The sequence below is a fragment of the Streptomyces sp. NPDC057694 genome (assembly GCF_042799415.1).
GTDB lineage: Bacteria > Actinomycetota > Actinomycetes > Streptomycetales > Streptomycetaceae > Streptomyces.
The window spans coordinates 105,420-127,449 of the sequence record NZ_JBHVIX010000011.1 but is presented as its reverse complement, the minus strand read 5'-3'; the positions used below and the strand labels follow the sequence as shown (position 1 = coordinate 127,449).

Here is a 22,030-nt window from a genome sequence, read left to right as displayed (position 1 = left end):
GTGGAAGGTCCGCTGATCATCGGGGTCGACGGCTCTGAGCCGAGCCTTCAGGCACTGGACTGGGCGGTCGACGAGGCCGTCCGCCGGGCCGGCACGCTGCATGTGCTGCACGCTTCTCGCTGGGAGCGCTACGAGAGCCGTCAGCCGTCGTTCGGCACAGGCCGGGGCGCCATGGAGCGGTACGCGGAGCACATCGCGGCGCAGGCCGTCGAGCGGGCCCACAAGCGCGCCCCCGAACTGGAGGTCACCGCGGAGGTGGTGGCGCAGGATCCGGCCACCGCGCTGACCGAGGCGTCGCACGACGCGGGAGTGCTGGTGGTCGGCAGCCGTGGGCACGGCACGTTCGTCGGGCTGCTGCTCGGCGGGGTGAGTCTGCCGGTGGCCGCGCACGCCCGCTGCCCGGTCATCGTCGTCCGGGGTCACGAGAAGAACGTACGGAGCGGTTTCGGTCAGGTCGCCCTCGGTGTCGGGGATCCCGAGCGGGCCGCGGCGGCGACGCGGTTCGCGTTCCGGGCCGCCGAGCTGCGCAGGGCGCGTCTGGTCGCGCTGCGGGCCTGGCGCTGTCCCGCCCATGAACTCCCCGACCACCCGACGACCGACAGCGAGGCCCACGTCGTGCGCGCCGAGAACGAGCTGACCGCCGCGCTGCACGATCCGGCCGAGCGGTACACCTCGGTGCCGGTGCACGCCGTGCAGGAGGAGGCGCGGGCCCGCGACGTCCTGGTGACGGCGTCCGCCCTGTCCGACCTGCTGGTGGTCGGCGCCCGGCGGCGCGGGAGCGGCTTCGGGCTCCAGCTCGGCCCGGTCGGCCATGCCGTGCTGCACCACTCCGCGTGCCCGGTCGCGGTCGTCCCGCACGACTGACCACCGACGGGCCGGGAGCGGGACATCCGCACCGCTTGTCCCCTGCCCCCTTCCCCTGTCCCCCTCTCCCTGCCTCCCTCTCCCTGTCCCCGAGACCCTTTCCCGGAGGATCCCGATGACGAAGGACCTGACGAAGCGCCGGCTGGCCGCGCTCGACGCGCACTGGCGCGCCGCCAACTACCTGTCGGTGGGCCAGATCTATCTGCTCGACAATCCGCTGCTCACCCGGCCCCTGGCCGCCGAGCACATCAAGCCGCGCCTGCTCGGCCACTGGGGCACCTCGCCCGGCCTCAACCTCGTGCACACCCACGTGAACCGGGCCGTCACGGCGCGCGGCCTCGACGCCCTGTGTATCTGGGGTCCGGGCCACGGGGGTCCCGCGGTGCTCGCCAATTCCTGGCTGGACGGCAGCTACACCGAGGTGTATCCGGACGTGACGCGGGACGCCGCCGGGATGCGGCGGCTGTTCCGGCAGTTCTCCTTTCCCGGCGGTGTCCCGAGCCATGTCGCGCCCGAGACCCCCGGCTCGATCCACGAGGGCGGCGAGCTGGGCTACTCCCTGGCCCACGCCTACGGGGCGGCCTTCGACAATCCGGATCTGCTGGTGCCGTGCGTGGTGGGCGACGGCGAGGCCGAGACGGGGCCGCTCGCCGGGTCCTGGCACTCCACCAAGTTCGTCGACCCGGTGCACGACGGCGCGGTCCTGCCGATCCTCCACCTCAACGGCTACAAGATCGCCAATCCGGCCGTGCTGTCCCGGCTGCCGGAGTCCGAACTCGACGACCTGCTGCGCGGCTACGGCCATGAGCCCGTCCACGTCAAAGGCCGCGAACCCCTGCGCGTACACCGGGAGTTGGCGCACGCGCTCGACCGCTGCCTGGACCGGATCGCACAGATCCAGCACGAGGCCCGTACCGCGGGAGCCACCGCGCGACCGCGCTGGCCGATGATCGTGCTGCGCACCCCGAAAGGCTGGACGGGCCCGCGCACGGTGGACGGCGAACCGGTCGAGGACACCTGGCGGTCGCATCAGGTGCCGCTCGCGAACGTGCGCGAAAACCCCGAGCACCTGGGCCAGTTGGAGAAGTGGCTGCGCTCGTACCGGCCCGAGGAGCTCTTCGACACTCAGGGCCGGCCCACTCCCCAGGTCCTCGCGTACGTGCCCGAGGGCGCCCGGCGCCCGGGGGCGAACCCGCACGCGAACGGGGGTCTGCTGACACGGCAGTTGCCGATCGCCCCACTGGAACGGTTCGCCGTTCCCGTCGACAAGCCGGGCACCACGCTCCACGAGCCGACCCGCGTCCTGGGCGACCTCCTCGCCCAGGTCATGCGGGACACCTCCCGGCGCCGCGACTTCCGTGTGGTCGGCCCGGACGAGACCGCCTCCAACCGGCTCCAGGCCCTGCTCGACGCGACGGGGAAGGCATGGCAGGCCGGGACCAGGCCGACCGACGAACACCTGGCGCGCGACGGCCGCGTCATGGAGGTGCTCTCGGAACACCTGTGCCAGGGCTGGCTGGAGGGATATCTGCTCACCGGACGGCACGGCCTGTTCTCCTGCTACGAGGCGTTCGTGCACATCGTCGACTCGATGGTGAACCAGCACATCAAGTGGCTCAAGACGGCACGGCAGCTGACGTGGCGACACCCGGTGCCCTCGCTCAACTATCTGCTCACGTCACACGTGTGGCGTCAGGACCACAATGGCTTCTCGCACCAGGACCCCGGTTTCGTCGACCACATCCTCAACAAGAGTCCCGATGTCGTCCGCGTGTATCTGCCGCCGGACGCCAACACCCTGTTGTCTGTCGCCGACCACGTCCTGCGCAGCCGCGACTACGTCAATGTGATCGTCGCCGGGAAGCAGCCGTGCTTCGACTGGCTCTCCCTCGACGAGGCCCGCGCCCACTGCGCGCGCGGCGCCGGCATCTGGGAGTGGGCGGGCACGGAGAACGGCTCCGGGGAGCCGGACGTCGTCCTCGCCTGCGCGGGCGACGTCCCCGCCCAGGAGGTCGTCGCCGCCGCCGGCCTGCTGCGCCGGCATCTGCCGGACCTGTCGGTACGCGTCGTCAACGTCGTCGACATGACCCGGCTGATGCCGCACGAGGAACACCCGCACGGCATGGCCGACTTCGCGTACGACGCGCTGTTCACCCGCGACAAGCCGGTCGTCTTCGCGTACCACGGCTATCCCTGGCTGATCCACCGGCTCACCTACCGTCGCGCCGGGCACGCGAACCTGCATGTACGCGGCTACAAGGAGTCCGGCACCACGACGACGCCCTTCGACATGGTCGTCCGCAACGACCTCGACCGCTTCCGGCTCGTCATGGACGTCATCGACCGCGTTCCCGGCCTCGCCGTCCGCGCGGCCGGGGTCCGCCAGGAGATGGCGGACACCCGGACCCGGCACCACGCCTGGATCCGCGAGCACGGCACCGATCTGCCCGATGTCGCAGCCTGGTCCTGGACCGGCTGACCCGCGCCCCGAGGAGGTCCGCCTCATGTCATCCCTGTCCGCGCGCCCGATCACCGTCGGCATCGACGGCTCCGCCGAGAGCCGGGACGCCGCCGACTGGGCCGCCCACGAAGCCGCACGGCACGGTCTGCCGCTGCGCCTGCTGCACGCGGGCTCCGGCGTGGCCGGTCCGACCCGGCTGCCGGAGCTCGACGCCCCGGCCGAGCGGGCGGCCGTCGCGCTGCACGAGTTGCCCCGCCAACTGTCCTACGCGCACCCGGCGCTGGAGATCCGGTTCGGGCACACGCCCGGAGCGCCGGTGCCCGTCCTGCTCGACGCCGCGACCGCGTCGACGATGCTGGTGCTCGGCTCGCGGGGTCTGTCCGGGTTCACCGGCTTCCTCGTGGGCTCGGTGGCGGCCTCCGTCTGCGCCCGCGCCACCGCTCCGGTCGCCCTGGTCAGGGCGGGACAGCGACCCGAGGACGAGCGCACCGGGCCGGTTCCCGCGCCCTACCGGCCCGTGCTGGTCGGCCTCGACCTCGCGCACCCGGGCGACGAGCTGCTCACCCACGCCTTCGAGGCGGCGGCGGTCCGCGGGATGGACCTCCAGGTGCTGCACGCCTGGACACTGCCGGCGCTGCACGACTACGCCCCCGGGGTGACGCCGCCCGGCGACGCGGCCGGGGCCGAGACCGAGCGGCTCAAGGCGCTGCACGCGACGCTGCAGCCCTGGCGGCACAAGTTCCCCGAGATCCGGGTCGTGGAGCGTCTCGAGTACGGCCACCCGGGCCACCATCTGCTCAAGGCGGCCGAGACCGCGGGCCTCGTGATCGTCGGGCGCCGGACGACGGCCGGGGCCCGCCTGGGCCATGTCGCGCACACCCTGATCCATCGCACGGCGTGCCCGGTGCTGCTGGTGCCGCACGACTGACCAGCGGCGCCCGATCGCCGTCGGGTCAGCTCTTCCGCAGCCGGCCGTCGTCGCCGTCACCCGTGGCGTCGGCGGCCTCGGTCCCGCCGGGCCGTCCGGTCAGGACGGCCCGGCGGCGCCGGTACTCGTCCTCGTCGATGTCGCCGCGTGCGAACCGTTCGTCGAGGATCGTCCCGGGCGCTGCCTCCCGCGACGGCACGGTCCGCTCCGAGCGGGACAACACCCGGAAGGCCAGCACGGCGATCACGCCCACGAGCAGCCAGAACAGCAGCATCCCGGCCGACATGGCGTACCAGCCCCAGCCGCCGGTGTCGTGGTCGTTCCAGAACATCACGGTCGTTCACTCCCTCACGGGCCCAGAGCACGAGAGGCCCGGCGCCCCCGGTACCTGCGCCTCGCTTCCACCGTGGCCCCGAACTCCCGGCCCGTCATGGGCCGAAGGGGGCAACGCTGCCCGGCTCAGTGGGGAACGGGTCGGCCGGATCCGGTGATCCGGCCGCGTCCCGTCGGCTAGCGTGCGCCGATGACAACGACGCCATCGACCTCCGCCATCGGCCCCGACTTCACCACTCCCGTCGAGAAGCGGTACTTCGAGGATTACGTCCCCGGCGCGACCTACCGGTACGGCAGCATCGCCGTGACCGAGGCGGACATCCTCCGGTTCGCCGCCGAGTTCGATCCGCAGAGCATCCACACCGACCCCGTCGCCGCCGCGACGGGCCCGTTCGAGGGGCTCATCGCGAGCGGCTGGCACACCACCTCGGTGATGATGCGGCTCTACGCCGACCACTACGTCAGCAGGATCGCCAGTCTGGCCTCGCCCGGCATCGACACCCTGCGCTGGACCCGCCCGGTCCGTCCCGGGGACCGGCTGTCGATCCGTACGACGGTCGGCGCGGCGCGGCTGTCGCGCTCCAAGCCGGACCGCGGGATCGTGCACACCGACATCGAGGTGCTCAACCAGCGCGACGAGACCGTGCTCACGCTCACCGCGATGAACATGCTGCGCAGTCGCGACGCCGGCTGATCCCCGCCACAGGAGCGGCGGAACCGAGCCAGGAACGTTCCTGCGCAACTGCGACCCAAAGCGCCGCACCAGCCGTTACCGTGTGCCCGAGTCCCCGCCGCAACGCCGGAACCGGCCATCTCGCGCGGGGCCCGTCTCAGTCGGGGGGCGACGGGGTTGGGATCGACGGGGTGGTCCACGAGTGCCGGGCCGGGAGCGGAGAGGCGCCGGCGCGGGGTGTCGGACGCCGTGGGCGTCGCCGTCCTCGGCGGCTGCGCGGCATGGTCACTGATCTCGGCGACCGCTCGTGCGGGCCGCCCCGAAGGGGTGCTGCTCGCGGTGCTGGCCGTCGCCGCGGGGTACGCGGGCGGCCGGATCGCCGGCGGGCTCGCCCCCGTCGCCACGTCCTGCGCGGTCGCGGCCGGCGGCCTGTGCCTGGCCGTCGCGGCCCCGCAGGCGGTGCCCGCGCCGAACACCGCGACACCTCTGGGCGACGCCGGAGCGACGGCCGCGCTGCTCGTCCTGTCGACGGGCGCGCTGTGCTGCGCCGCCTGGGCGGCGCGGTCCCGGCGCCGGCGGATCACGCTGCATCTGCTGTCCGCCGGGTCGGTCGTGGTGGCGGCCGTGGCCGGTTCGGCCGCCGGGGCGGTGGCGAGCTGCGGCGTCGTCCTGTGCTCGCTCGCCGCGGCCCGGTTGCGGCACCGGGCGGCCGGACTCGTGGGCCTCGGCGTCATCACCGCGGTGGTGGCGGGGCTCGGCATCGCGCTCGCCGACGGTTCCCTGTCGCCGGGGCCGGCGTCGTTCCTGGAGGGCGAGCTGTCCGAGCGCCGCGTCCAGCTGTGGCACCGGGCGCTGGACCTGGCCGTGGCCGACCCGGCGCTCGGGGCGGGTCCCGGCCGGTTCGAGGAGTTCAGCGGCGTGTCCCCGCAGTACCCGGTGCCGGACGCCCGGCCGCACTCGGCCGTGCTTCAGGTCGCCGCGGAACAGGGCTTCATCGGGCTCGCGCTGCTGACGGCCGCGTACTGCTGGCTGCTGTACGTACTGTGGCGCTCGACCCGCTCGACGCCGGTGGTCCTCGCGGCCGGCGCGGCCCTGACGGCGGTGGCGGTGCTGGCGACGGTCGGCAACGCGCTCAGCTTCACGGCCGTGACGGCGGGCGCGGGACTGCTCGCGGGCATCGCCACCGCCGTGCCGCTGGGCGACGAACCTCCGGACGACGACGAGGCCGCCCCGGAAATCGTCCGGGGCGGCCTCGGTTGATCTGGTCGTCGAGCGGGCGGGGTCAGGCCGACGGCCGCGCGGCCGTCGGCTTCAGCCGGTCGCGGATGTGCCGCACGGCGCTCTCCGCGTCGTCGACGGTCACCGTGAACTTCCGGCCGTCACCGAGGCTGAGCACCACGCCCTCGCCGCGCCGCACGACCACGGCGGTGCCGATCTCCGGCCGCCAGCGGTAGCCCCAGCCGCCCCACTGGCGGGGGGTGACGCGCGGCGCGAAGTCGGCGTCGACGACATGGGCGAGCGGAATCCGGCGGCGCGGCAGCCCGACGTGGCCGCAGCGCACTTCGAGGTGGTCCTTGTCGACCTTCACCGCGACGTGCAGGAACGCGAGGGTGCCGAAGAGCACGAGCAGGCCGACGGCGATCAGCCCGACCACGGACATCGCCAGAGCCGCGATCCCGGTGGCCCAGGAGTTGTCCACGGCGAGCTCGATGCCGAGGGCCAGGCAGGCGAAGCCGCCCATGGCCAGCAGCCACTGCACACGGTTGTGTGCGCGGCCGGTCCAGGTCTCGGTGGCCCGGTCGGACGTGCGTCGCCCGGGGTGCGCGTCGGCGGCGTCTTCCCTCATGCACTCGAGACTACTCATGTTCCGCCGCGGGGGCACCGCCTCGCGGAGAGTCACTGCTCCGGACCGGGCCTTATCGTCACCCGGCGTGGCTGACCGCCTGGAGCGCGCGGCCCTCGGCGTAGGTGAGCGCCGCCCGCGGAAGCGTTTCCGCACGGCCACTGAGGAGCACGGTGAGTCCGCTGCGCCCGGTCCGCGCACGGGCCGGCTCGCCCGCCCGGCGCAGCGCCTGCGCGGCGACGGCGCCCGCACTGCCGGTCAGCACGAGCGGCTCGGCGCCGGGCTGCCGCAGCGCCGCGCGGATACGCTCCGCCACCAGCTCGTAGTGGGTGCAGCCGAGGACGACGGCCCGCACGTCACGCGGGGTGAGCGCGGCGGCGGCCGCGATGGTCCGGTCGATGGCGTCCTCGTCGGCCCACTGCACCGCGTCGGCGAGCCCCGGGCAGGGCACCTCGGTGACCTCGACACCGGCCGCGAAGTCGCGGATCAGACCGCGCTGGTACGGGCTGCCGGTCGTGGCCGGTGTGGCCCAGATCGCGACGGGGCCGCCGCCCGACGCCGCGGGCTTGATCGCGGGGACGGTGCCGATGACGGGGATCTCCGGCTCCAGGCGGGCCCGGACCGCGGGCAGGGCGTGCACGGACGCCGTGTTGCAGGCGATGATCAGGGCGTCGGGGCGGTGTGCGGCGGCGGCCTCGCAGACGGCCAGCGCCCGCTCGGTGACGTCCTGCGGGGTGCGCGGACCCCAGGGCATGCCGTCCGGGTCCGAGGAGAGCACGAGATCGGCGTCCGGCCGCAGGCTCCGTACCGCGGCGGCGGCCGCGAGCAGTCCGATTCCCGAGTCCATGAGCGCGATCTTCACCCGGAAACCATAGACGATGGGCCCGACAGGACCGCGCCGGTGGGGCAGACTGCGGCGGATGGACGTCGTTGGGTGGATCACCGCGGCCTCGCTCGCCGCATGGCTGTGGCTGCTGCTGTGCCAGGGCTTCTTCTGGCGCACCGATCTGCGGCTGCCGCCGCGGGCGGATCCGACGCGCTGGCCGGACGTCTGTGTGGTGGTCCCGGCCCGTGACGAGGCGGAGGTGCTGCCCGAGAGCCTGCCCTCCCTCCTCGCCCAGGAGTATCCGGGCAACGCGGAGATCTTCCTGATCGACGACGGCAGTTCGGACGGCACCGGCGAGCTGGCCCGCGCCCTGTCCGACCGGTACGGGGGTCTCCCGCTGACGGTCGGCTCCCCCGGTGAGCCGCCGGCGGGCTGGACCGGGAAGCTGTGGGCGGTGCGGCACGGCATCACCCTGGCACGCGCGCGTGAACCGGAGTTCCTGCTGCTGACCGACGCGGACATCGCCCATGAGCCGGAGAGCCTGCGGGAGTTGGTGGCGGCGGCCCGCACGGGCGGTTTCGACCTCGTCTCCCAGATGGCCAGGCTGCGGGTGGCGAGCGGGTGGGAGCGGCTGGTCGTGCCGGCGTTCGTGTACTTCTTCGCCCAGCTGTACCCGTTCCGCCGGATCGCCGATCCCACATCGCGCACGGCCGCGGCGGCGGGCGGCTGCGTCCTGCTGAGCACCGGGGCGGCCGAACGGGCCGGGATCCCGGACGCCATCCGGCAGGCGGTCATCGACGACGTGGCGCTCGCGCGGGCCGTGAAACGCTCCGGCGGCCGCATCTGGCTCGGTCTCGCCGAGCACGTGGACAGCGTGCGCCCCTATCCGCGCCTCACGGACCTGTGGCGCATGGTGTCGCGCAGCGCGTACGCGCAGCTGCGGCACAACCCGCTGGTGCTGCTCGGGACCGTGCTGGGACTCGCGCTGGTCTACCTGGTGCCGCCCGCCGCCGTGTTCTTCGGTCTGGTCGCGCAGAACAGCGTGGTGGCGCTCCTCGGTGGCCTCGCGTGGGCGGTGATGACGGCGACGTACGTCCCGATGCTGCGCTACTACTGCCAGACCCTGTGGCTGGCTCCCCTGCTGCCGTTCACCGCGTTCCTGTACCTCCTCATGACGGTGGATTCCGCGGTGCAGCACTACAGGGGGCAAGGCGCGGCGTGGAAGGGGCGGACGTACGCCCGGCCGGACGCCACCTCCTGAACCCCGCGCCCGGCCCTGGGCTTGTCACTTGCGGCCCGGAGTCCAGTTCATGCCCCATCCGTAGGCGTGGTCCACGGTGCGCTGCGGGCTGACGCCCCGCTCGGGCACCAGGTAGCGGGCCTCGCGCTGCACGGTCAGGTCGCCCCCGCTGTTGGTGATGAGGGCGAGCGCGCACACCGTGGAAGGGACCGTGCACTCGTCCAGGGAGAAGTCGATCGGCGCTCCGCCCAGGGGCGCCAGGGTGACCGTGGCGTGGAGGTCGGCGAAGCTGCGCGCGCCCTCGTAGATGGTCACGAAGATGAGGACGCGGCGGAGCGCGTCCTTGTGGTCGAGGTTGATCGTGAGGTTCTCACCGGCGGCCACGCCACCGGTGCGGTCGTCGCCGTCGAGATGGATGTACGGGGCCTGGTACAGCGATCCGAAGGCGTTGCCCAGCGCCTGCACGACCCCTTTGCGGCCGTCGGTGAGTTCGTACAGGGCGCACAGGTCGAGATCGAGGTCGCGGTGGCGGGCGGTCGCCCGGCCGCGCTTGCTGCCCCAGCCGCTGAACTGCTTGCGCACCTCCCAGTTGAGGTTCACGCGCATCGCGCCCGAGGTGCCGCCCTGCTTGGCCAGGGACACCGAGGGTGCGGCCTTGGTGAGTGTCACCTTGGTGAGGCGGACGGACCCGGCGGCGGGCGGCGGCGCCGTGGGCATCGGCGGCGGGCCGGCACGCTCCGGTGCGGCGGGCGGGGCCGCCCGCTGCGGCTCGTCGACGGTGATCCCGTAATCGGTGGCCAGTCCGGCCAGGCCGCTGTCGTAGCCCTGGCCGACCGCGCGGAACTTCCAGGCTCCCTGGCGCCGGTACAGCTCCCCCAGGACGAACGCCGTCTCGACCGTGGCGTCCGTGCTGTCGAAGCGGGCGAGTTCGGCGCCGGAGTCCGCGTCGAGGACGCGGATGTACAGGCCGGGCACCCGGCCGAACGCGCCGCCGTCGGCCGAGGCGGCGAGCACGACCCGCTCGACGGCCGGCTCCACGCGCGCGAGATCCACGAACAACGTGTCCGTCACGGCGCCGCCCGTGGTCGCCTTGCCTTCGTGGCGCACCGCGCCGGACGCGTGTGCGGGCTGGTTGTAGAACACGAAGTCGGCGTCGGAGCGGACCTTTCCGGAGGCGAGCAGGAGCGCCGAGGCGTCCGCATCGGGCACTCCGGGGCCGCCGCGCCAGCCCAGTTCGACCCGTACCGCCGAAGCCTGCACGGCGACATTGGTTCCCTTGCTCATGCTCATGTCTGCCCCCATCACAGGCCAACTGCTTACCCACCGAGAACTCGGCCTTTACCAGAATCTAGCGTCGCACAACGACCGTTTTTGACGAGTTCGCTCACATTGGGGACGCACGGTCACACCCGACACGCAAAAGAACCCTCTTATCGGGCTACCCCATCGACCACATCGTGGGCTTAACTTATGTGCCATGACCTCCCCCCGCTCCACCTATGGCGGCGGTTACTACTCCGCGCCGTCCTTCCCGGACACCCCGATCTACGACTCCCTCGTCGCCGAGCGGGGCACACCCCAGATCGCCCCGATCCGGGTCCCTTCCGCGTACGACACCGGTAGCCATCTTCCCGCGCTTCCGGCCGCGTTGCCCGCACTGCCGTCCGGTCCCTCCGCGCCGGCCCCGCAGTACGGCTATCCGCCCCAGCAGTCCGCACAGATGCAGCCGGCGCACATGCAGCCCGCCCACATGCAGGCGGCCCCGACCGCGTACATCCCGCAGCAGACGGCCACGCCGCGCGGCTACCAGCCTCAGCAGCCCCAGCCGCAGCGGCAGGCCCCCGGCACCGGCTACGAGGCGATGCGTCCGGCCGCGCCGCGGCCCGCGCCCGCTCCGGCGTCGTACGAGGATCCGTACAACCGTCAGCAGTACCGCGGTTACTGATCCCGGCCCGCACATGGGGCTGTCGGCGCCTGCTGGCAGGATGGCCCCATGTCGCAGCAACCTGTGCTCAGTTCGATCCATGTCTACCCGCTGAAGGCGGTTCGGGGGCACGCACCGCGTGAGGCGGTCGTGGAACCGTGGGGGCTCGCGGGGGACCGGCGCTGGGTCCTGGTCGACGCGGCGAACAAGATCGTCACGCAGCGGCCGCATCCGCGTCTGGCGCTGGCCGCCGCCGACCTGCTGCCCGGCGGCGGAATCCGGCTGTCCGCGCCCGGGAGGCGCCCCCTGAGGGTCGAGGTGCCCGAGCCGGGCCCGACGGTCACCATCGAGGTGTGGCGCGACAAGGTGGAGGTCGTGCCCGCGGCGGACGCCGCGCACGCCTGGTGGAGCGCCTGCCTGGACACCGAGGTCCGCCTGATGCACCTCGACGATCCGGCCACCCGCCGCCCCGTCGATCCCGCGTACGCCCGGCCCGGCGAGACGGTCAGCTTCGCCGACGGCTATCCCCTGCTGCTCACCGCCCTCTCCTCCCTCGATGCCCTCAACTCCCTCATCGCCCAGGGAGATCATGCGGACGAGGGCCCCCTGCCCATGGACCGTTTCCGGCCGAATGTGGTCGTCTCGGGCACCTCTCCCTGGGCCGAGGACGACTGGAAGCGCGTCGCGATAGGCGAGGTCACGTTCCGGGTCACCAAGAAGAGCGGCCGCTGCGTGGTGACCACCACGAACCAGGAGACCGCGGAGCGTGGCAAGGAGCCGCTGCGCACCCTTGCCCGCCACCGGCGCTTCGGTGATCAGTTGTGCTTCGGCACGAACCTGGTGCCGGAGTCGGCCGGCTCGATCCGGCTCGGGGATCCGCTCACCGTCGTCGAATAGCGTCGAATAACCGTCACCCGGATGGGGAACCCGGCGGCGCGACAGACTCGTTGAGGGACAATGGCAGTGCCGGAGACACCGGCGAGCCGGTCGGGCGGGGCGAGGTCCCTCTCTCTTCGCTCCACTCGCGCGTAGGCGCTGCCGTTCGGGGTGAGGACGGACGCGGAAGGGGGTGCAGGCCGTGCGGGCGGTCATCGGAATCTGGCGCTGGCGGCACAATCCACTGCGCCGCGGCACCGATCTCGCCGAGGCATGGATCGCGCTCGTCGCGCTGGTCCTCATCGTCGTCGCCGCACCGGTCGCCGGGGTGGTGGCGGGCTCCCTCTCCCGCGACGCGCTGTACCGCTCGGTGGACGAGCAGCACCGTCTACGTCACGAGATCGCCGCGACGGTCGTACGGAAAGTGGCGCAGCCGCCCCTCGACTCCGATCCGGAGACGTCGACCGCGCAGGACGCGCACAGCCGCGTCGTCGCGACCTGGACGGCGCCGGACGGCAGCGCGCACCGTGACCGGGTCGTCGCCGCGCTCCAGTCCCCGCACCGCGGTGACGTCTTCCCGCTGTGGACCGACGAGCAGGGCCGTGTGGTCGGCCGCCCGCTCGACCGGGCGACGGCGACGACGCACGCGGTGCTGGCCGGTTTCGGCACGGCCGTCGCCGTCGGCGGCCTCTTCGAGGGCACTCGCAGGGTCGTCGTGTGGCGGATGATCCGTCGCCGGTACGCGCGCTGGGACCACGCCTGGGACATAGCGGGCCCTGACTGGGGCAGGACCGGCACGGGCAGCTGACAGGGTCCCGCCTCCGGTCAACTGCCGTGCTCCGCGCGCGCTACGGTGGACCCACCTTTCCCAGGAAGAGCGCCCGTCGGGGCGTGAGCAGGACCCGCGTACGACGAGGTGGGGGCACAGCACCGTTATGGCACAGGGCACGGTCCAGGTGACGCACACCGGCACATCACGGTGGCGGCGCCGCACAGGTGAGTACGCGTCGTTGGCCGCCGCTCTCGAAGCGGCCGGAGACGGCGACGTGCTGACCGTCGCCCCGGGCACGTACCGGGAGAATCTGGTCGTGGAGCGCGCGGTGACGCTGCGCGGTCCCGAGGGCTCCCCCGGATCGGTGCGCATCGCGCCGGTCGACGGGGTGCCGCTGACCGTCCGGGCGTCGGCGACGGTGCAGGACCTGCACGTGGAGGGCCAGGACTCGGCGGCGCCCGCGCTCCTCGTCGAGGAGGGCGCGCCGGAGCTGGTCGACGTGCGGGTGGTGACCCGGTCCGCGTCCGGCATCGAGGTGCGCGGCGGGGCCCGCCCCACCGTGCGGCGCTGCACCGTCGACAATGCCGGCGGGATCGGCATCGCCGTCCTGGACGGCGGGGGCGGTGTCTTCGAGGAGTGCGAGGTCGTCGCGGCCGGGCAGGCCGGCGTGGCGGTGCGCGGCGGGGCGCACCCGCGCCTCGAGCGCTGCCGGGTGCACCACGCCTCCGGGTCCGGGCTCTCGGTGACGGGCGAGGGCAGCGGCATGGAGGCCGTGGGCTGCGAGGTCTACGAGATCAAGGGCTCGGGTGTGCAGATCACCGGCCGGGCCACCGCCCACCTGACCAACTGCGACGTGCACCGCACCACGGCCGACGGTGTCACCCTCGACACGGACGCGTTGCTCACCCTCGCGGACTGCCACATCCACGACATCCCGGAGAACGCGGTGGACCTGCGCTCCCGGTCCGTCCTGACGCTGACGCGTTCCACGGTGCGCCAGTTCGGGCGCAACGGCCTGTCGGTGTGGGACCCGGGCACGCGCGTGGACGCCAATCAGTGCGAGATCCACGACAGCACGGGCGACTACCCGGCGGTGTGGGTCAGCGACGGGGCGACCGCCGTCCTCGACGCGTGCCGGGTGCACGACGTGCCGGACGCGCTCTTCGTGCTGGACCGCGGCTCGCGCGTGGACGTCGTGGACAGCGACCTGTCCCAGGTGCGCAACACGGCGGTGTCGGTGAGCGACGGGGCCACGGCGCAGCTGGACGACTGCCGGATCCGGGAGGCCGCCACCGGTGCCTGGTTCCGCGACCACGGCAGCGGGGGCACGCTCGCCAACTGCACGGTCGACGCGATCCAGACGGGTGTCATCGTCACCAAGGGCGCCGACCCGACGATCGAGCGCTGCACGGTGACGTCCCCCGCGGAAGCGGGTTTCTATGTCTCCGCTGGCGGCCGGGGCACGTTCCAGGGCTGCCGGGTGACGGGCAGTGAGGGCTATGGCTTCCATGTCATCGACGGCTGCCGCACGACCCTCAAGAAGTGCCGTACGGAGCGGTGTTCACGGGGTGGCTACGAGTTCGCCGAGGACGGCCCGGTCGTCGAGGAGTGCACGAGCGACGAGAGCGGCGGGATAAGGCCCGGTGCGGCCGCCACCGCGCAGCCGGCCGTGCAGACGCAGGCCGCGACGCAGACCGTGGGCCTGCTGAGCCAGGTCCCCGACCAGCGGGCCGAGGCGCCCGCCGACGAGCCGCCCGCCCGTACCTCGGACGCGGTGCTCGGGGAGCTGGACACGCTGGTGGGCCTGGAGAGCGTCAAGCGCGAGGTGCGGGCGCTCACCGACATGATCGAGGTGGGGCGCAGACGGCAGGAGGCCGGTCTCAAGGCCGCCTCGGTGCGCCGGCACCTGGTGTTCACGGGCTCCCCCGGCACCGGCAAGACGACGGTCGCGCGTCTGTACGGCGAGATCCTGGCCTCCCTCGGTGTCCTCGACAAGGGGCATCTCGTGGAGGTGTCGCGGGTCGATCTGGTCGGCGAGCACATCGGCTCGACCGCGATCCGCACCCAGGAGGCCTTCCAGCGGGCCCATGGCGGCGTCCTGTTCATCGACGAGGCGTACGCCCTCTCCCCCGAGGACTCGGGCCGTGACTTCGGCCGTGAGGCGATCGACACGCTGGTGAAGCTCATGGAGGACCAGCGGGACGCGGTCGTCGTGATCGTCGCCGGCTACACGGCGGAGATGGAGCGGTTCCTGTCGGTCAACCCCGGCGTGGCGTCCCGCTTCTCACGCACCATCACGTTCTCCGACTACGAGCCCGAGGAGCTGCTGCGGATCGTGGAGCAGCAGACGGACGAGCACGAGTACCGGCTCGGCACCGGGACGCCGGAAGCACTCCTGAAGTACTTCACGGCGCTCCCGAAGGGCCCGGCGTTCGGCAACGGCCGTACGGCGCGGCAGACGTTCGAGTCGATGGTGGAGCGGCACGCGGGGCGGGTCGCCCAGCTCGGCGAGCCGAGCACGGACGACCTGACGCTCCTCTACCCGGACGACCTGCCCGAGCTGCCCTGACCCTGAGCGCGCGGTGTGGGGACCGCGTGCTTGAGGCGGGCCAGCAGGCGGTCCCGCTCCTCGGCGAACACCGGGTCCGCCTGATAGTCGCCGTGGCCCAGGATCGGTGCGGGCAGCGGGTGCCGCTCGGTGCGGCCGTAGGCGAGCGGGTCCAGGAGGGCCGGGTGGTCGACCTGGGGGCCGCAGTCCCCGGGCAGGTTGATGGGCCCGCCGATGGGGTCGGTGTCGCGGTGCAGATTGCGCCAGCAGTCGACCTGGCGGTGCAGGGAGGCCAGTGCCGCCGGGCCGAACTGGGCCGGGAACCAGCGTCCGTACAGCCGCTCCAGGGGCGAGCCGTAGGTGAGCAGTCCGACGCGCCGCCGTACCGAGAGCGGCAGCTGCCAGGCGGCGGCCGCCGCGAGGACGCTGCCCTGGGAGTGGCCGGACAGGATGAGCCGGCCGCCGGTCGTCCGGGTCCAGGTGGCCATGCGCCAGGTCAGGTCGGGCACCGCGCGCTCGGCGTAGCAGGGCGGCGCGAAGGGGTGGGCGGCGCGCGGCCAGAAGGTGCCCACGTCCCACAGGATGCCGATGGTGCGGCGGGCCGCGGGGTCCTTGTAGGCGCGGCGGCCCCACGTCACGAACAGTATGAAGCCGGCGCCGATCAGCCAGGAGCCGAGCGCCTGAGCGGTGTCCGCGGCGCCCTCCAGGAGGGGGAACGTGCCGTCGGCGGCGCTGCCGGGGACCTTGCCGGTGCCCCAGGCTCCGGCCACGGCCAGGCCGCCGAGGAGCAGCGACACGGCCGAGACCACGCCGATGATCACGGGGGCTCGGTCGGTGAGAGCGGCACGCGCGCGCGTACCCGCGATGGCCGACGTACGCGCGGCGTCCGGGCGTTCCCCGGTCGGGTCGGCGTGCTCGTCCAGGTGGTAGTCGGCCTCGACGCGGACCGTCTCCGTCTTCTTCCTGCGGACCGTGCGCACGGCGAGGGCGCCGCACACGACGGCGAGGACGACCAGCAGCGGCGGGATGACGGAGGCCTGCCAGGACAGCAGCACGGGCGGGCCCGGGATCAGGCCGCTCGTGCCGTCCAGCCAGTCGGCGACGCGCTGCGCGATGCCGCCGGTCATCACGCCGCCGAGGCCGCAGGCCAGCATCGCGGTGGCGGGTCCGCCGAGGCCCCGCAGGGCGGTGCGCCGGTCGACGGCCGTGCGGTAGATCGCCTTCGCCACCACGGCGAGCACCACGATGAGGGTCACTTGCGCGAGCGCGATCCCGCCGAACGCCGCGTCGCCCGGCAGGCGCCCCGAGGAGTGCCAGTGCGGGCGTGACCAGCCCGCGTACACCATGGTCAGGGCGAGCAGTGCGAGCGCACCGTAGGGCAGGACGCGGACCAGGGTGCGGTCCAGGTCGAGGTCGAGCCGGTCCTCGGTGCGGCCGCGCAGGACGACGACGGCGAGGACCGCGAGGAGGCCCGCGACCAGGGCGCCGACGAAGACCCGTCCCAGGACGTCGAGGAGTACGGGGCCGCCCGCGCGCAGGTCGTAGCGGGCGGCCGAGGTGCCGACGGCCGCCGCCACGGTGAGCAGTCCCGCGGCGGTGTGCGCGGCGCGCAGCCGGGACACCAGGCGGCGCCCGTACCAGAATCCGGGCCTGGCCAGCGCGTTGTCCGCCGAGCCGTCGTCCGGCTCGGGCTGGTGCGGCAGCGGGCGCTGGGCCTCGTAGGCGCTCCAGGTGCGGTGCGAGAGGTACCAGAGCAGGACGCTCAGCGCGGTCGGCACGAGCGCGGCGAGCGCGAGGCGGCGGCCGGGCTGGCTCCACCAGCCGTCGGCGAGGAAGCCGAGCCAGGTCCGCCGCGCGGCGCAGGCGGGAGTGCCCGCGCACTGCCAGGCCGTCAGATCGAGCGCGACCTCGCACGCGCCGGCGATGAACAGCACGGTGAGGGTGAGACCCGCGAGCCGGACGAGGAGGCCGTAGAGGCGCACGGTGCGGGTTCTGCTGCGCGCGTTGGGACGCATCCAGTGGGCGAGGTTCACCACCATGAAGGGGAGCAGCAGCAGCCACAGCGCCCGTGAGCCGTTGCCCGACGTGAGGTTGCACCAGACGTACGCCTCGGGGACGGGCTTGCCCCGGTAGTCGTCCGGTCTCGCCTCCGCGTCGACGTCCTCGCCGCGGCGGTGGACGGCCGCCGTCTCGTCGCCCGACACCCGCACGGTGCGCGGGTCGCCGAGCATCTCCTGCGGTGTGGTGCCACCGACTCCGTGGACGAGAAGCTCCAGGGCGGTCTCGTCGGTGGCGGTGCTGGTGTCGGTGTCGGTGGCGTGTTCCGGCGCCGTGGTCATGGGCGTCCCCCGTTCTTTGCGGATACCAGGATTCCGGCTCATCGCCCTCCCGTGCACCCCTCGTCACGGAATCTCCTCGGTCCTTTCGAGCCGTACGCGCTGGTGGCGGGTGCGGGCGGTGGGACGGGTGTCGGTGGCGCGTGCGAGGATGACGGGACCTCCGGCCGGCAGGCCGTGCGGCGATGGGGACGAGTCGAAGGGACCCGACGGGACGTGAGCGAGAATCAGAACCTCCTCGCGGAGCAGCGCCGCTCCCTGATCCTCGACGAGGTCCGGCGTCGCGGCGGCGTCCGGGTCAATGAGCTGACGCGCAAGCTCGGGGTCTCCGACATGACGGTCCGGCGGGACCTGGACGCCCTGGCCCGGCAGGGTGTGCTGGAGAAGGTGCACGGCGGCGCGGTTCCGGTCGTCGAGGCGAGCAGCCACGAGCCGGGCTTCGAGGCCAAGTCGGGCCTGGAGCTGACGGCCAAGGAGGACATCGCGCGGGCGGCGGCGCCGTTGGCCGCGCCCGGTACGGCGATCGCGCTGTCCGGGGGTACGACGACGTACGCGCTGGCGCAGCATCTGCTCGACGTACCGGACCTGACGGTGGTGACCAACTCGGTGCGGGTGGCCGATGTGTTCCACGCCGCGCAGCGCACCTCGGGGTCCCGGCAGGGCGCGGCGACGGTGGTGCTCACCGGTGGGGTGCGCACGCCGTCCGACTCGCTGGTGGGGCCGGTGGCCGACCAGGCGATCGCGGCGCTCCACTTCGACGTGCTGTTCCTCGGGGTGCACGGGATAAGCCCGGAGGCGGGCCTGTCGACGCCGAACCTGGCGGAGGCGGAGACCAACAGACGCCTGGTGCAGTCCGCGCGGCGGGTGGTCGTGCTGGCCGACCACACCAAGTGGGGGACGGTGGGCCTGAGTTCGTTCGCCGCGCTCGACCAGGTGGACACGCTGGTGACGGACGCGGGGCTGCCGGTCGAGGCGCGTACGGAGATCTCCGAGCACATGCGCCTCGTCGTGGCCGGTGACCCGGATTCCGGTCCGGGCGGTACAGACATCTGACAGACCGCCAGCTATGGTGACCGTACCCGGTCAACTGGTCTATTCCTGCTGCCCGTTGGGCCGGCCCGGCATGTGGATCGTCGTCCTGTTTGGGGGCTGAGCGCTCATGGCACGTCACCTTCTCCCGGTCGGGCTCGACTTCATCGAGACCGCTCCCCTGCGACTGGTGTTCGCCCGCGAGGTGTCCGCGTCGCCCGGCGCCGTGTACCGGGCGCTGGCGGACGACGTCGAGGGCTGGTCGCAGTGGTTCTCCGCGGTGACCCTGGCGCGGCCGGCCGAGGCCGGTCCCGACGGTCCGCGGCGGGAGATACGGCTCAAGGGCGGCGGCCGTTTCCTGGAGACGATCGTGGCCGCCGAGCCCGACGAGGTCTACGCGTACCGGATCGACGAGGCCAACGCGCCGGGTGTGCGGGCGATGCTGGAGGAGTGGCGGATCACGCCGGTGCCCGGTGGGGCGCGGGTGCAGTGGACGTTCGCCGCCGACGGGGCCGCGCTGTTCAAGGCGGGCGTGAAGGTGGGCCGGTCCGGGCTCGGGCGGGCGTTCCGGGACGCGGTGGGAAATCTCGAGCGGCGGCTGGCCACCACTCCCGCGTGACGTGCCGGTTCCGCGGAGGCCCGGCCCCCGCGGTCTCTGCCGGGTGTGACCCTCAGGTTCCCGAGGCGCTCGACGTGAGCAGCCTGTTGATCGCCTCCAGGTACGGCGTGACGTCCAGGCCCTGTTCCGCCAGCCACTGGTCCGAGTAGTACTTGTCCAGGTAGCGGTCGCCCGGGTCGCACAGCAGTGTGACGACGCTTCCCTTGCGGCCCTCCGCCACCATCTCGGCGACGATCTTCAGGGCGCTCCACAGGCCCGTACCGGTCGAGCCGCCCGCCTTGCGGCCGATGGTGGCCTCCAGGGCGCGGACCGCGGCGACGCTCGCCGCGTCGGGGACCTTCATCATGCGGTCGATGGCGCCGGGCACGAAGCTCGGCTCCATGCGCGGGCGGCCGATGCCCTCGATGCGGGACCCGCAGTCGCTGGTGGCGTCCGGGTTGTTCGTCGTCCAGCCCTCGAAGAAGCAGGAGTTCTCCGGGTCGGCGACACAGATCCGGGTGTCGTGCTGCATGTAGTGGACGTAGCGCGCGAGGGTCGCCGAGGTGCCGCCGGTGCCGGCCGTGGCCACGATCCAGGTGGGGCAGGGATAGCGCTCCAGCTCCATCTGCCGGTAGATCGACTCGGCGATGTTGTTGTTGCCGCGCCAGTCCGTGGCCCGCTCCGCGTAGGTGAACTGGTCCATGTAGTGGCCGCCGGTGCGCGCCGCGAGGGCCGCCGACTCCTCGTACATCGTCCTGGAGTCGTCGACGAAGTGGCACTGCCCGCCGTGGAATTCGATCAGTCGGCACTTCTCGGCACTCGTCGTACGCGGCATCACCGCGATGAAGGGCACGCCGACGAGCTTCGCGAAGTAGGCCTCCGAGACCGCGGTCGAGCCGCTGGACGCCTCGATCACCGGGCGGTCGGGGCGGATCCAGCCGTTGCACAGACCGTAGAGGAAGAGCGAGCGGGCGAGACGGTGCTTGAGGCTTCCGGTGGGGTGGGTCGACTCGTCCTTCAGGTAGAGGTCGATGCCCCAGTGCTCAGGGAGGGGGAAGCGCAGCAGGTGGGTGTCGGCCGAACGGTTGCTGTCGGCCTGAACCTTGCGCACGGCTTCTTTCAGCCAGCTTCGGTAGCCGGGGTCCGTGTGGTCCACGTCCAGCGTCGGCATCGGCTCCGCGGAGGGGCGCCCGCCCCCGGTGCCGTCTTGCTCAATGGTGCTCACCGCTCGGCTCCTTCGCGTCGTTCCGAGCGTCGGCCCCGGCGAGATCCCGCTGAGGGAGCACCGAAGGAACCTCTGCCGGGTCGGTCGAACATGACCGGACGCCTCGATCATAGACACCTTCCACACGCTTCTCACCTGCATAAACGTACCTTTGAGCGCCCCAAAGGCACGCCTGGCCCCACAGGAAAACGCCCGGGTGAAGGGGGCGCGAACCCGGTTTGCGCCCACTGCTTCACGTCGCGTCCACATGCACACTGGTGCTCCTGGCCCGGTGCGTGCAGACTGCACCGCACCAACGCACTCAGAGGGGGCGACGCGGCATGACGGAGCCGGAGTTCACGGCGACGGGCGTGCGGATCGGGCGGCGCCTGCGCTCGCTGACCCGGGCCGGACAGGTCCGGATCACGGGTGGCAGGCTGGAACTGCTCACGAGCTACGGCAGCGAGATAGACAGCGCGCCACTGCGCGAAGTCCGCGCGGGCAAGCCCTGGTTCGGCTCCGACGACCGCGCGACCGCCGAGGTCGACGGCAGGCGCTACCTGCTGCGACTCGGCGGCGGTCACACCGGGGACGCGGGGCCGCCCTCGGCCCGCCGGTTCATCGACGCCGTACGCAAGGCGACGGGGCGCGCGACGTAACGTCGCGAACCGCCCGCACGCCTCCCTCACCGCTCACCCGGGCACGAGCGTCAACGGCCGAAGTTGCACGCCCGCACCCCCTGGGTCACGCTGGTCACACATCACTACTCAGGGTTTACCGGCGATGACGCTGCGAACCAGCCCGCCGGACACTGCAGCGGGCGACCCTGTCACAGCACGGTCGCTCCGCTCGATCCGTTCTCGTCTTCTTCCGGACTCAATTCGGGGAGTCGCAGCCGTGATCAGCCAGCCGAGCAGGCATTGCATGGTGGAGCTTCAAGCCCTGCCGTCGCGGATAGGCCAGGTCCGCAGAATCGTATCGGCGCAGTTGCGCTACTGGCATCTCGATCCCTTGATAGACCTGGCGGCGCTCGGGATCACCGAGCTGCTGACCAATGTCCACCGGCATGCCGAGCCGGACAAGCTGTGCACCGTGGAGATCGAGCTCTTCCGCAACTGCCTCACGTTGTCGGTGCACGACCACGACCCGCGGCTTCCCGAGGTGCGCGCCGCAGATCCGCTCGCGACCTGCGGGCGGGGCCTCGCGATGGTCGCCTCGGTGAGCGAGAGCTGGGGGGTCCGGCCGCACATCGACGGCGGCAAGGTCGTCTGGTTCGCCCTTCCGGTGCCGTCGCCCGCGGTGGCGCTGCCCGCGCTGCCGGTGTATGCGACAGCGGCCACGCTCCGCACCGAAGCACCCCAGCATGCTCCCGCCCGGTCGGCCGTCGCAGGCTGACCGGGCGGTGATCTCTCACCGGGTGCCCCTCGCACGAGGGGCACCCGGTGCCTGTACGGGCCGGCCCGGGCATCCGCCCTGGGGGCGCCCCCCCCCCCCCCCCCCAACCACCCGGGAGGGGAGGATGGCCCTTCGTTTGGGGGGGGGGGGGGTCCCAGCCCAACCCACTCCGCCACACGT

The 22,030-nt window shown here is 72.8% G+C and carries 20 protein-coding genes; 14 read left to right on the top strand and 6 right to left on the bottom strand.

Annotation, left to right across the window (positions count from 1 at the left end; translation table 11 throughout):
- The 3 genes from ACFVDP_RS23795 to ACFVDP_RS23785 all read left to right on the top strand — a co-directional run bounded on the left by ACFVDP_RS23795 (nucleotide 1) and on the right by ACFVDP_RS23785 (nucleotide 4,253).
- A complete protein-coding gene (locus ACFVDP_RS23795) occupies nucleotides 1-864 on the top strand; it encodes a universal stress protein (protein WP_383492898.1) in 864 nt (287 codons plus the stop codon).
- Between the two features lie 115 nt (nucleotides 865-979).
- Nucleotides 980-3,343, top strand: coding sequence for a phosphoketolase (locus ACFVDP_RS23790; protein ID WP_383492895.1), 2,364 nt, complete (start codon nucleotides 980-982; stop codon nucleotides 3,341-3,343).
- 25 nt (nucleotides 3,344-3,368) lie between these two features.
- A complete protein-coding gene (locus ACFVDP_RS23785; protein WP_383492892.1) occupies nucleotides 3,369-4,253 on the top strand; it encodes a universal stress protein in 885 nt (294 codons plus the stop codon).
- Nucleotides 4,254-4,278: 25 nt separating this feature from the next.
- Here ACFVDP_RS23785 and ACFVDP_RS23780 read toward each other — a convergent pair whose 3' ends face one another.
- Nucleotides 4,279-4,584 carry an SHOCT domain-containing protein gene (locus tag ACFVDP_RS23780; RefSeq protein WP_383493268.1) on the bottom strand — a complete coding sequence of 102 codons (306 nt, stop codon included), beginning with the start codon at nucleotides 4,582-4,584 and terminating at the stop codon, nucleotides 4,279-4,281.
- A gap of 192 nt (nucleotides 4,585-4,776) precedes the next feature.
- On the opposite strand from ACFVDP_RS23780, the gene ACFVDP_RS23775 reads away from it, so the two are divergent.
- Complete coding sequence (locus tag ACFVDP_RS23775) at nucleotides 4,777-5,280, top strand: MaoC family dehydratase (protein WP_383492889.1); 504 nt, start codon at nucleotides 4,777-4,779, stop codon at nucleotides 5,278-5,280.
- Between the two features lie 216 nt (nucleotides 5,281-5,496).
- Nucleotides 5,497-6,519 carry an O-antigen ligase family protein gene (locus tag ACFVDP_RS23770; protein WP_383492886.1) on the top strand — a complete coding sequence of 341 codons (1,023 nt, stop codon included), beginning with the start codon at nucleotides 5,497-5,499 and terminating at the stop codon, nucleotides 6,517-6,519.
- Between the two features lie 22 nt (nucleotides 6,520-6,541).
- On the opposite strand, the gene ACFVDP_RS23765 is transcribed toward ACFVDP_RS23770, so the two are convergent.
- Together ACFVDP_RS23765 and ACFVDP_RS23760 are read right to left on the bottom strand one after the other, a co-directional pair.
- Nucleotides 6,542-7,105 (bottom strand): hypothetical protein, encoded by a 564-nt coding sequence (locus ACFVDP_RS23765; RefSeq protein ID WP_383492883.1) that lies wholly within the window; start codon nucleotides 7,103-7,105, stop codon nucleotides 6,542-6,544.
- A gap of 76 nt (nucleotides 7,106-7,181) precedes the next feature.
- A complete protein-coding gene (locus tag ACFVDP_RS23760) occupies nucleotides 7,182-7,964 on the bottom strand; it encodes a glutamate racemase (RefSeq protein WP_383492881.1) in 783 nt (260 codons plus the stop codon).
- Between the two features lie 58 nt (nucleotides 7,965-8,022).
- On the opposite strand from ACFVDP_RS23760, the gene ACFVDP_RS23755 reads away from it, so the two are divergent.
- On the top strand, nucleotides 8,023-9,189 hold the full coding sequence (locus ACFVDP_RS23755; RefSeq protein ID WP_383492878.1) for a glycosyltransferase: 1,167 nt from the start codon (nucleotides 8,023-8,025) through the stop codon (nucleotides 9,187-9,189).
- Between the two features lie 24 nt (nucleotides 9,190-9,213).
- On the opposite strand, the gene ACFVDP_RS23750 is transcribed toward ACFVDP_RS23755, so the two are convergent.
- Nucleotides 9,214-10,452 carry a TerD family protein gene (locus ACFVDP_RS23750; RefSeq protein WP_383493265.1) on the bottom strand — a complete coding sequence of 413 codons (1,239 nt, stop codon included), beginning with the start codon at nucleotides 10,450-10,452 and terminating at the stop codon, nucleotides 9,214-9,216.
- A gap of 193 nt (nucleotides 10,453-10,645) precedes the next feature.
- Between ACFVDP_RS23750 and ACFVDP_RS23745 the strand changes: the two genes are divergently transcribed.
- From ACFVDP_RS23745 to ACFVDP_RS23730, 4 genes are all read left to right on the top strand, one after another.
- Nucleotides 10,646-11,113, top strand: a complete 468-nt coding sequence (locus tag ACFVDP_RS23745; RefSeq protein WP_383492875.1) for a DUF6643 family protein — start codon at nucleotides 10,646-10,648, stop codon at nucleotides 11,111-11,113.
- A 48-nt stretch (nucleotides 11,114-11,161) separates the two neighbouring features.
- Nucleotides 11,162-11,989 carry an MOSC domain-containing protein gene (locus tag ACFVDP_RS23740; RefSeq protein WP_383492872.1) on the top strand — a complete coding sequence of 276 codons (828 nt, stop codon included), beginning with the start codon at nucleotides 11,162-11,164 and terminating at the stop codon, nucleotides 11,987-11,989.
- A 181-nt stretch (nucleotides 11,990-12,170) separates the two neighbouring features.
- On the top strand, nucleotides 12,171-12,776 hold the full coding sequence (locus ACFVDP_RS23735) for a hypothetical protein (protein ID WP_383492869.1): 606 nt from the start codon (nucleotides 12,171-12,173) through the stop codon (nucleotides 12,774-12,776).
- Between the two features lie 127 nt (nucleotides 12,777-12,903).
- Entirely contained in the window at nucleotides 12,904-15,309 is a 2,406-nt protein-coding gene (locus tag ACFVDP_RS23730; RefSeq protein WP_383492866.1) for a right-handed parallel beta-helix repeat-containing protein, read from the top strand.
- Here the strand turns inward: ACFVDP_RS23730 and ACFVDP_RS23725 are convergent.
- Entirely contained in the window at nucleotides 15,279-17,627 is a 2,349-nt protein-coding gene (locus tag ACFVDP_RS23725; protein WP_383492863.1) for a hypothetical protein, read from the bottom strand. The two genes, ACFVDP_RS23730 and ACFVDP_RS23725, sit on opposite strands and share 31 nt — an antisense overlap.
- 213 nt (nucleotides 17,628-17,840) lie before the next feature.
- Between ACFVDP_RS23725 and ACFVDP_RS23720 the strand changes: the two genes are divergently transcribed.
- Both ACFVDP_RS23720 and ACFVDP_RS23715 read left to right on the top strand, forming a co-directional pair.
- On the top strand, nucleotides 17,841-18,677 hold the full coding sequence (locus ACFVDP_RS23720; RefSeq protein WP_383492860.1) for a DeoR/GlpR family DNA-binding transcription regulator: 837 nt from the start codon (nucleotides 17,841-17,843) through the stop codon (nucleotides 18,675-18,677).
- A gap of 106 nt (nucleotides 18,678-18,783) precedes the next feature.
- Nucleotides 18,784-19,272 carry an SRPBCC family protein gene (locus ACFVDP_RS23715; RefSeq protein WP_383492857.1) on the top strand — a complete coding sequence of 163 codons (489 nt, stop codon included), beginning with the start codon at nucleotides 18,784-18,786 and terminating at the stop codon, nucleotides 19,270-19,272.
- A 52-nt stretch (nucleotides 19,273-19,324) separates the two neighbouring features.
- Here the strand turns inward: ACFVDP_RS23715 and ACFVDP_RS23710 are convergent, their stop codons facing one another.
- Nucleotides 19,325-20,422: a PLP-dependent cysteine synthase family protein gene (locus ACFVDP_RS23710; RefSeq protein WP_383493262.1), complete on the bottom strand. Its 1,098-nt coding sequence runs from the start codon at nucleotides 20,420-20,422 to the stop codon at nucleotides 19,325-19,327.
- A gap of 374 nt (nucleotides 20,423-20,796) precedes the next feature.
- Between ACFVDP_RS23710 and ACFVDP_RS23705 the strand changes: the two genes are divergently transcribed.
- Nucleotides 20,797-21,114, top strand: coding sequence for a hypothetical protein (locus tag ACFVDP_RS23705; RefSeq protein ID WP_383492855.1), 318 nt, complete (start codon nucleotides 20,797-20,799; stop codon nucleotides 21,112-21,114).
- 238 nt (nucleotides 21,115-21,352) lie between these two features.
- On the top strand, nucleotides 21,353-21,850 hold the full coding sequence (locus ACFVDP_RS23700) for an ATP-binding protein (protein WP_383492852.1): 498 nt from the start codon (nucleotides 21,353-21,355) through the stop codon (nucleotides 21,848-21,850).
- Nucleotides 21,851-22,030 lie beyond the last annotated feature (180 nt).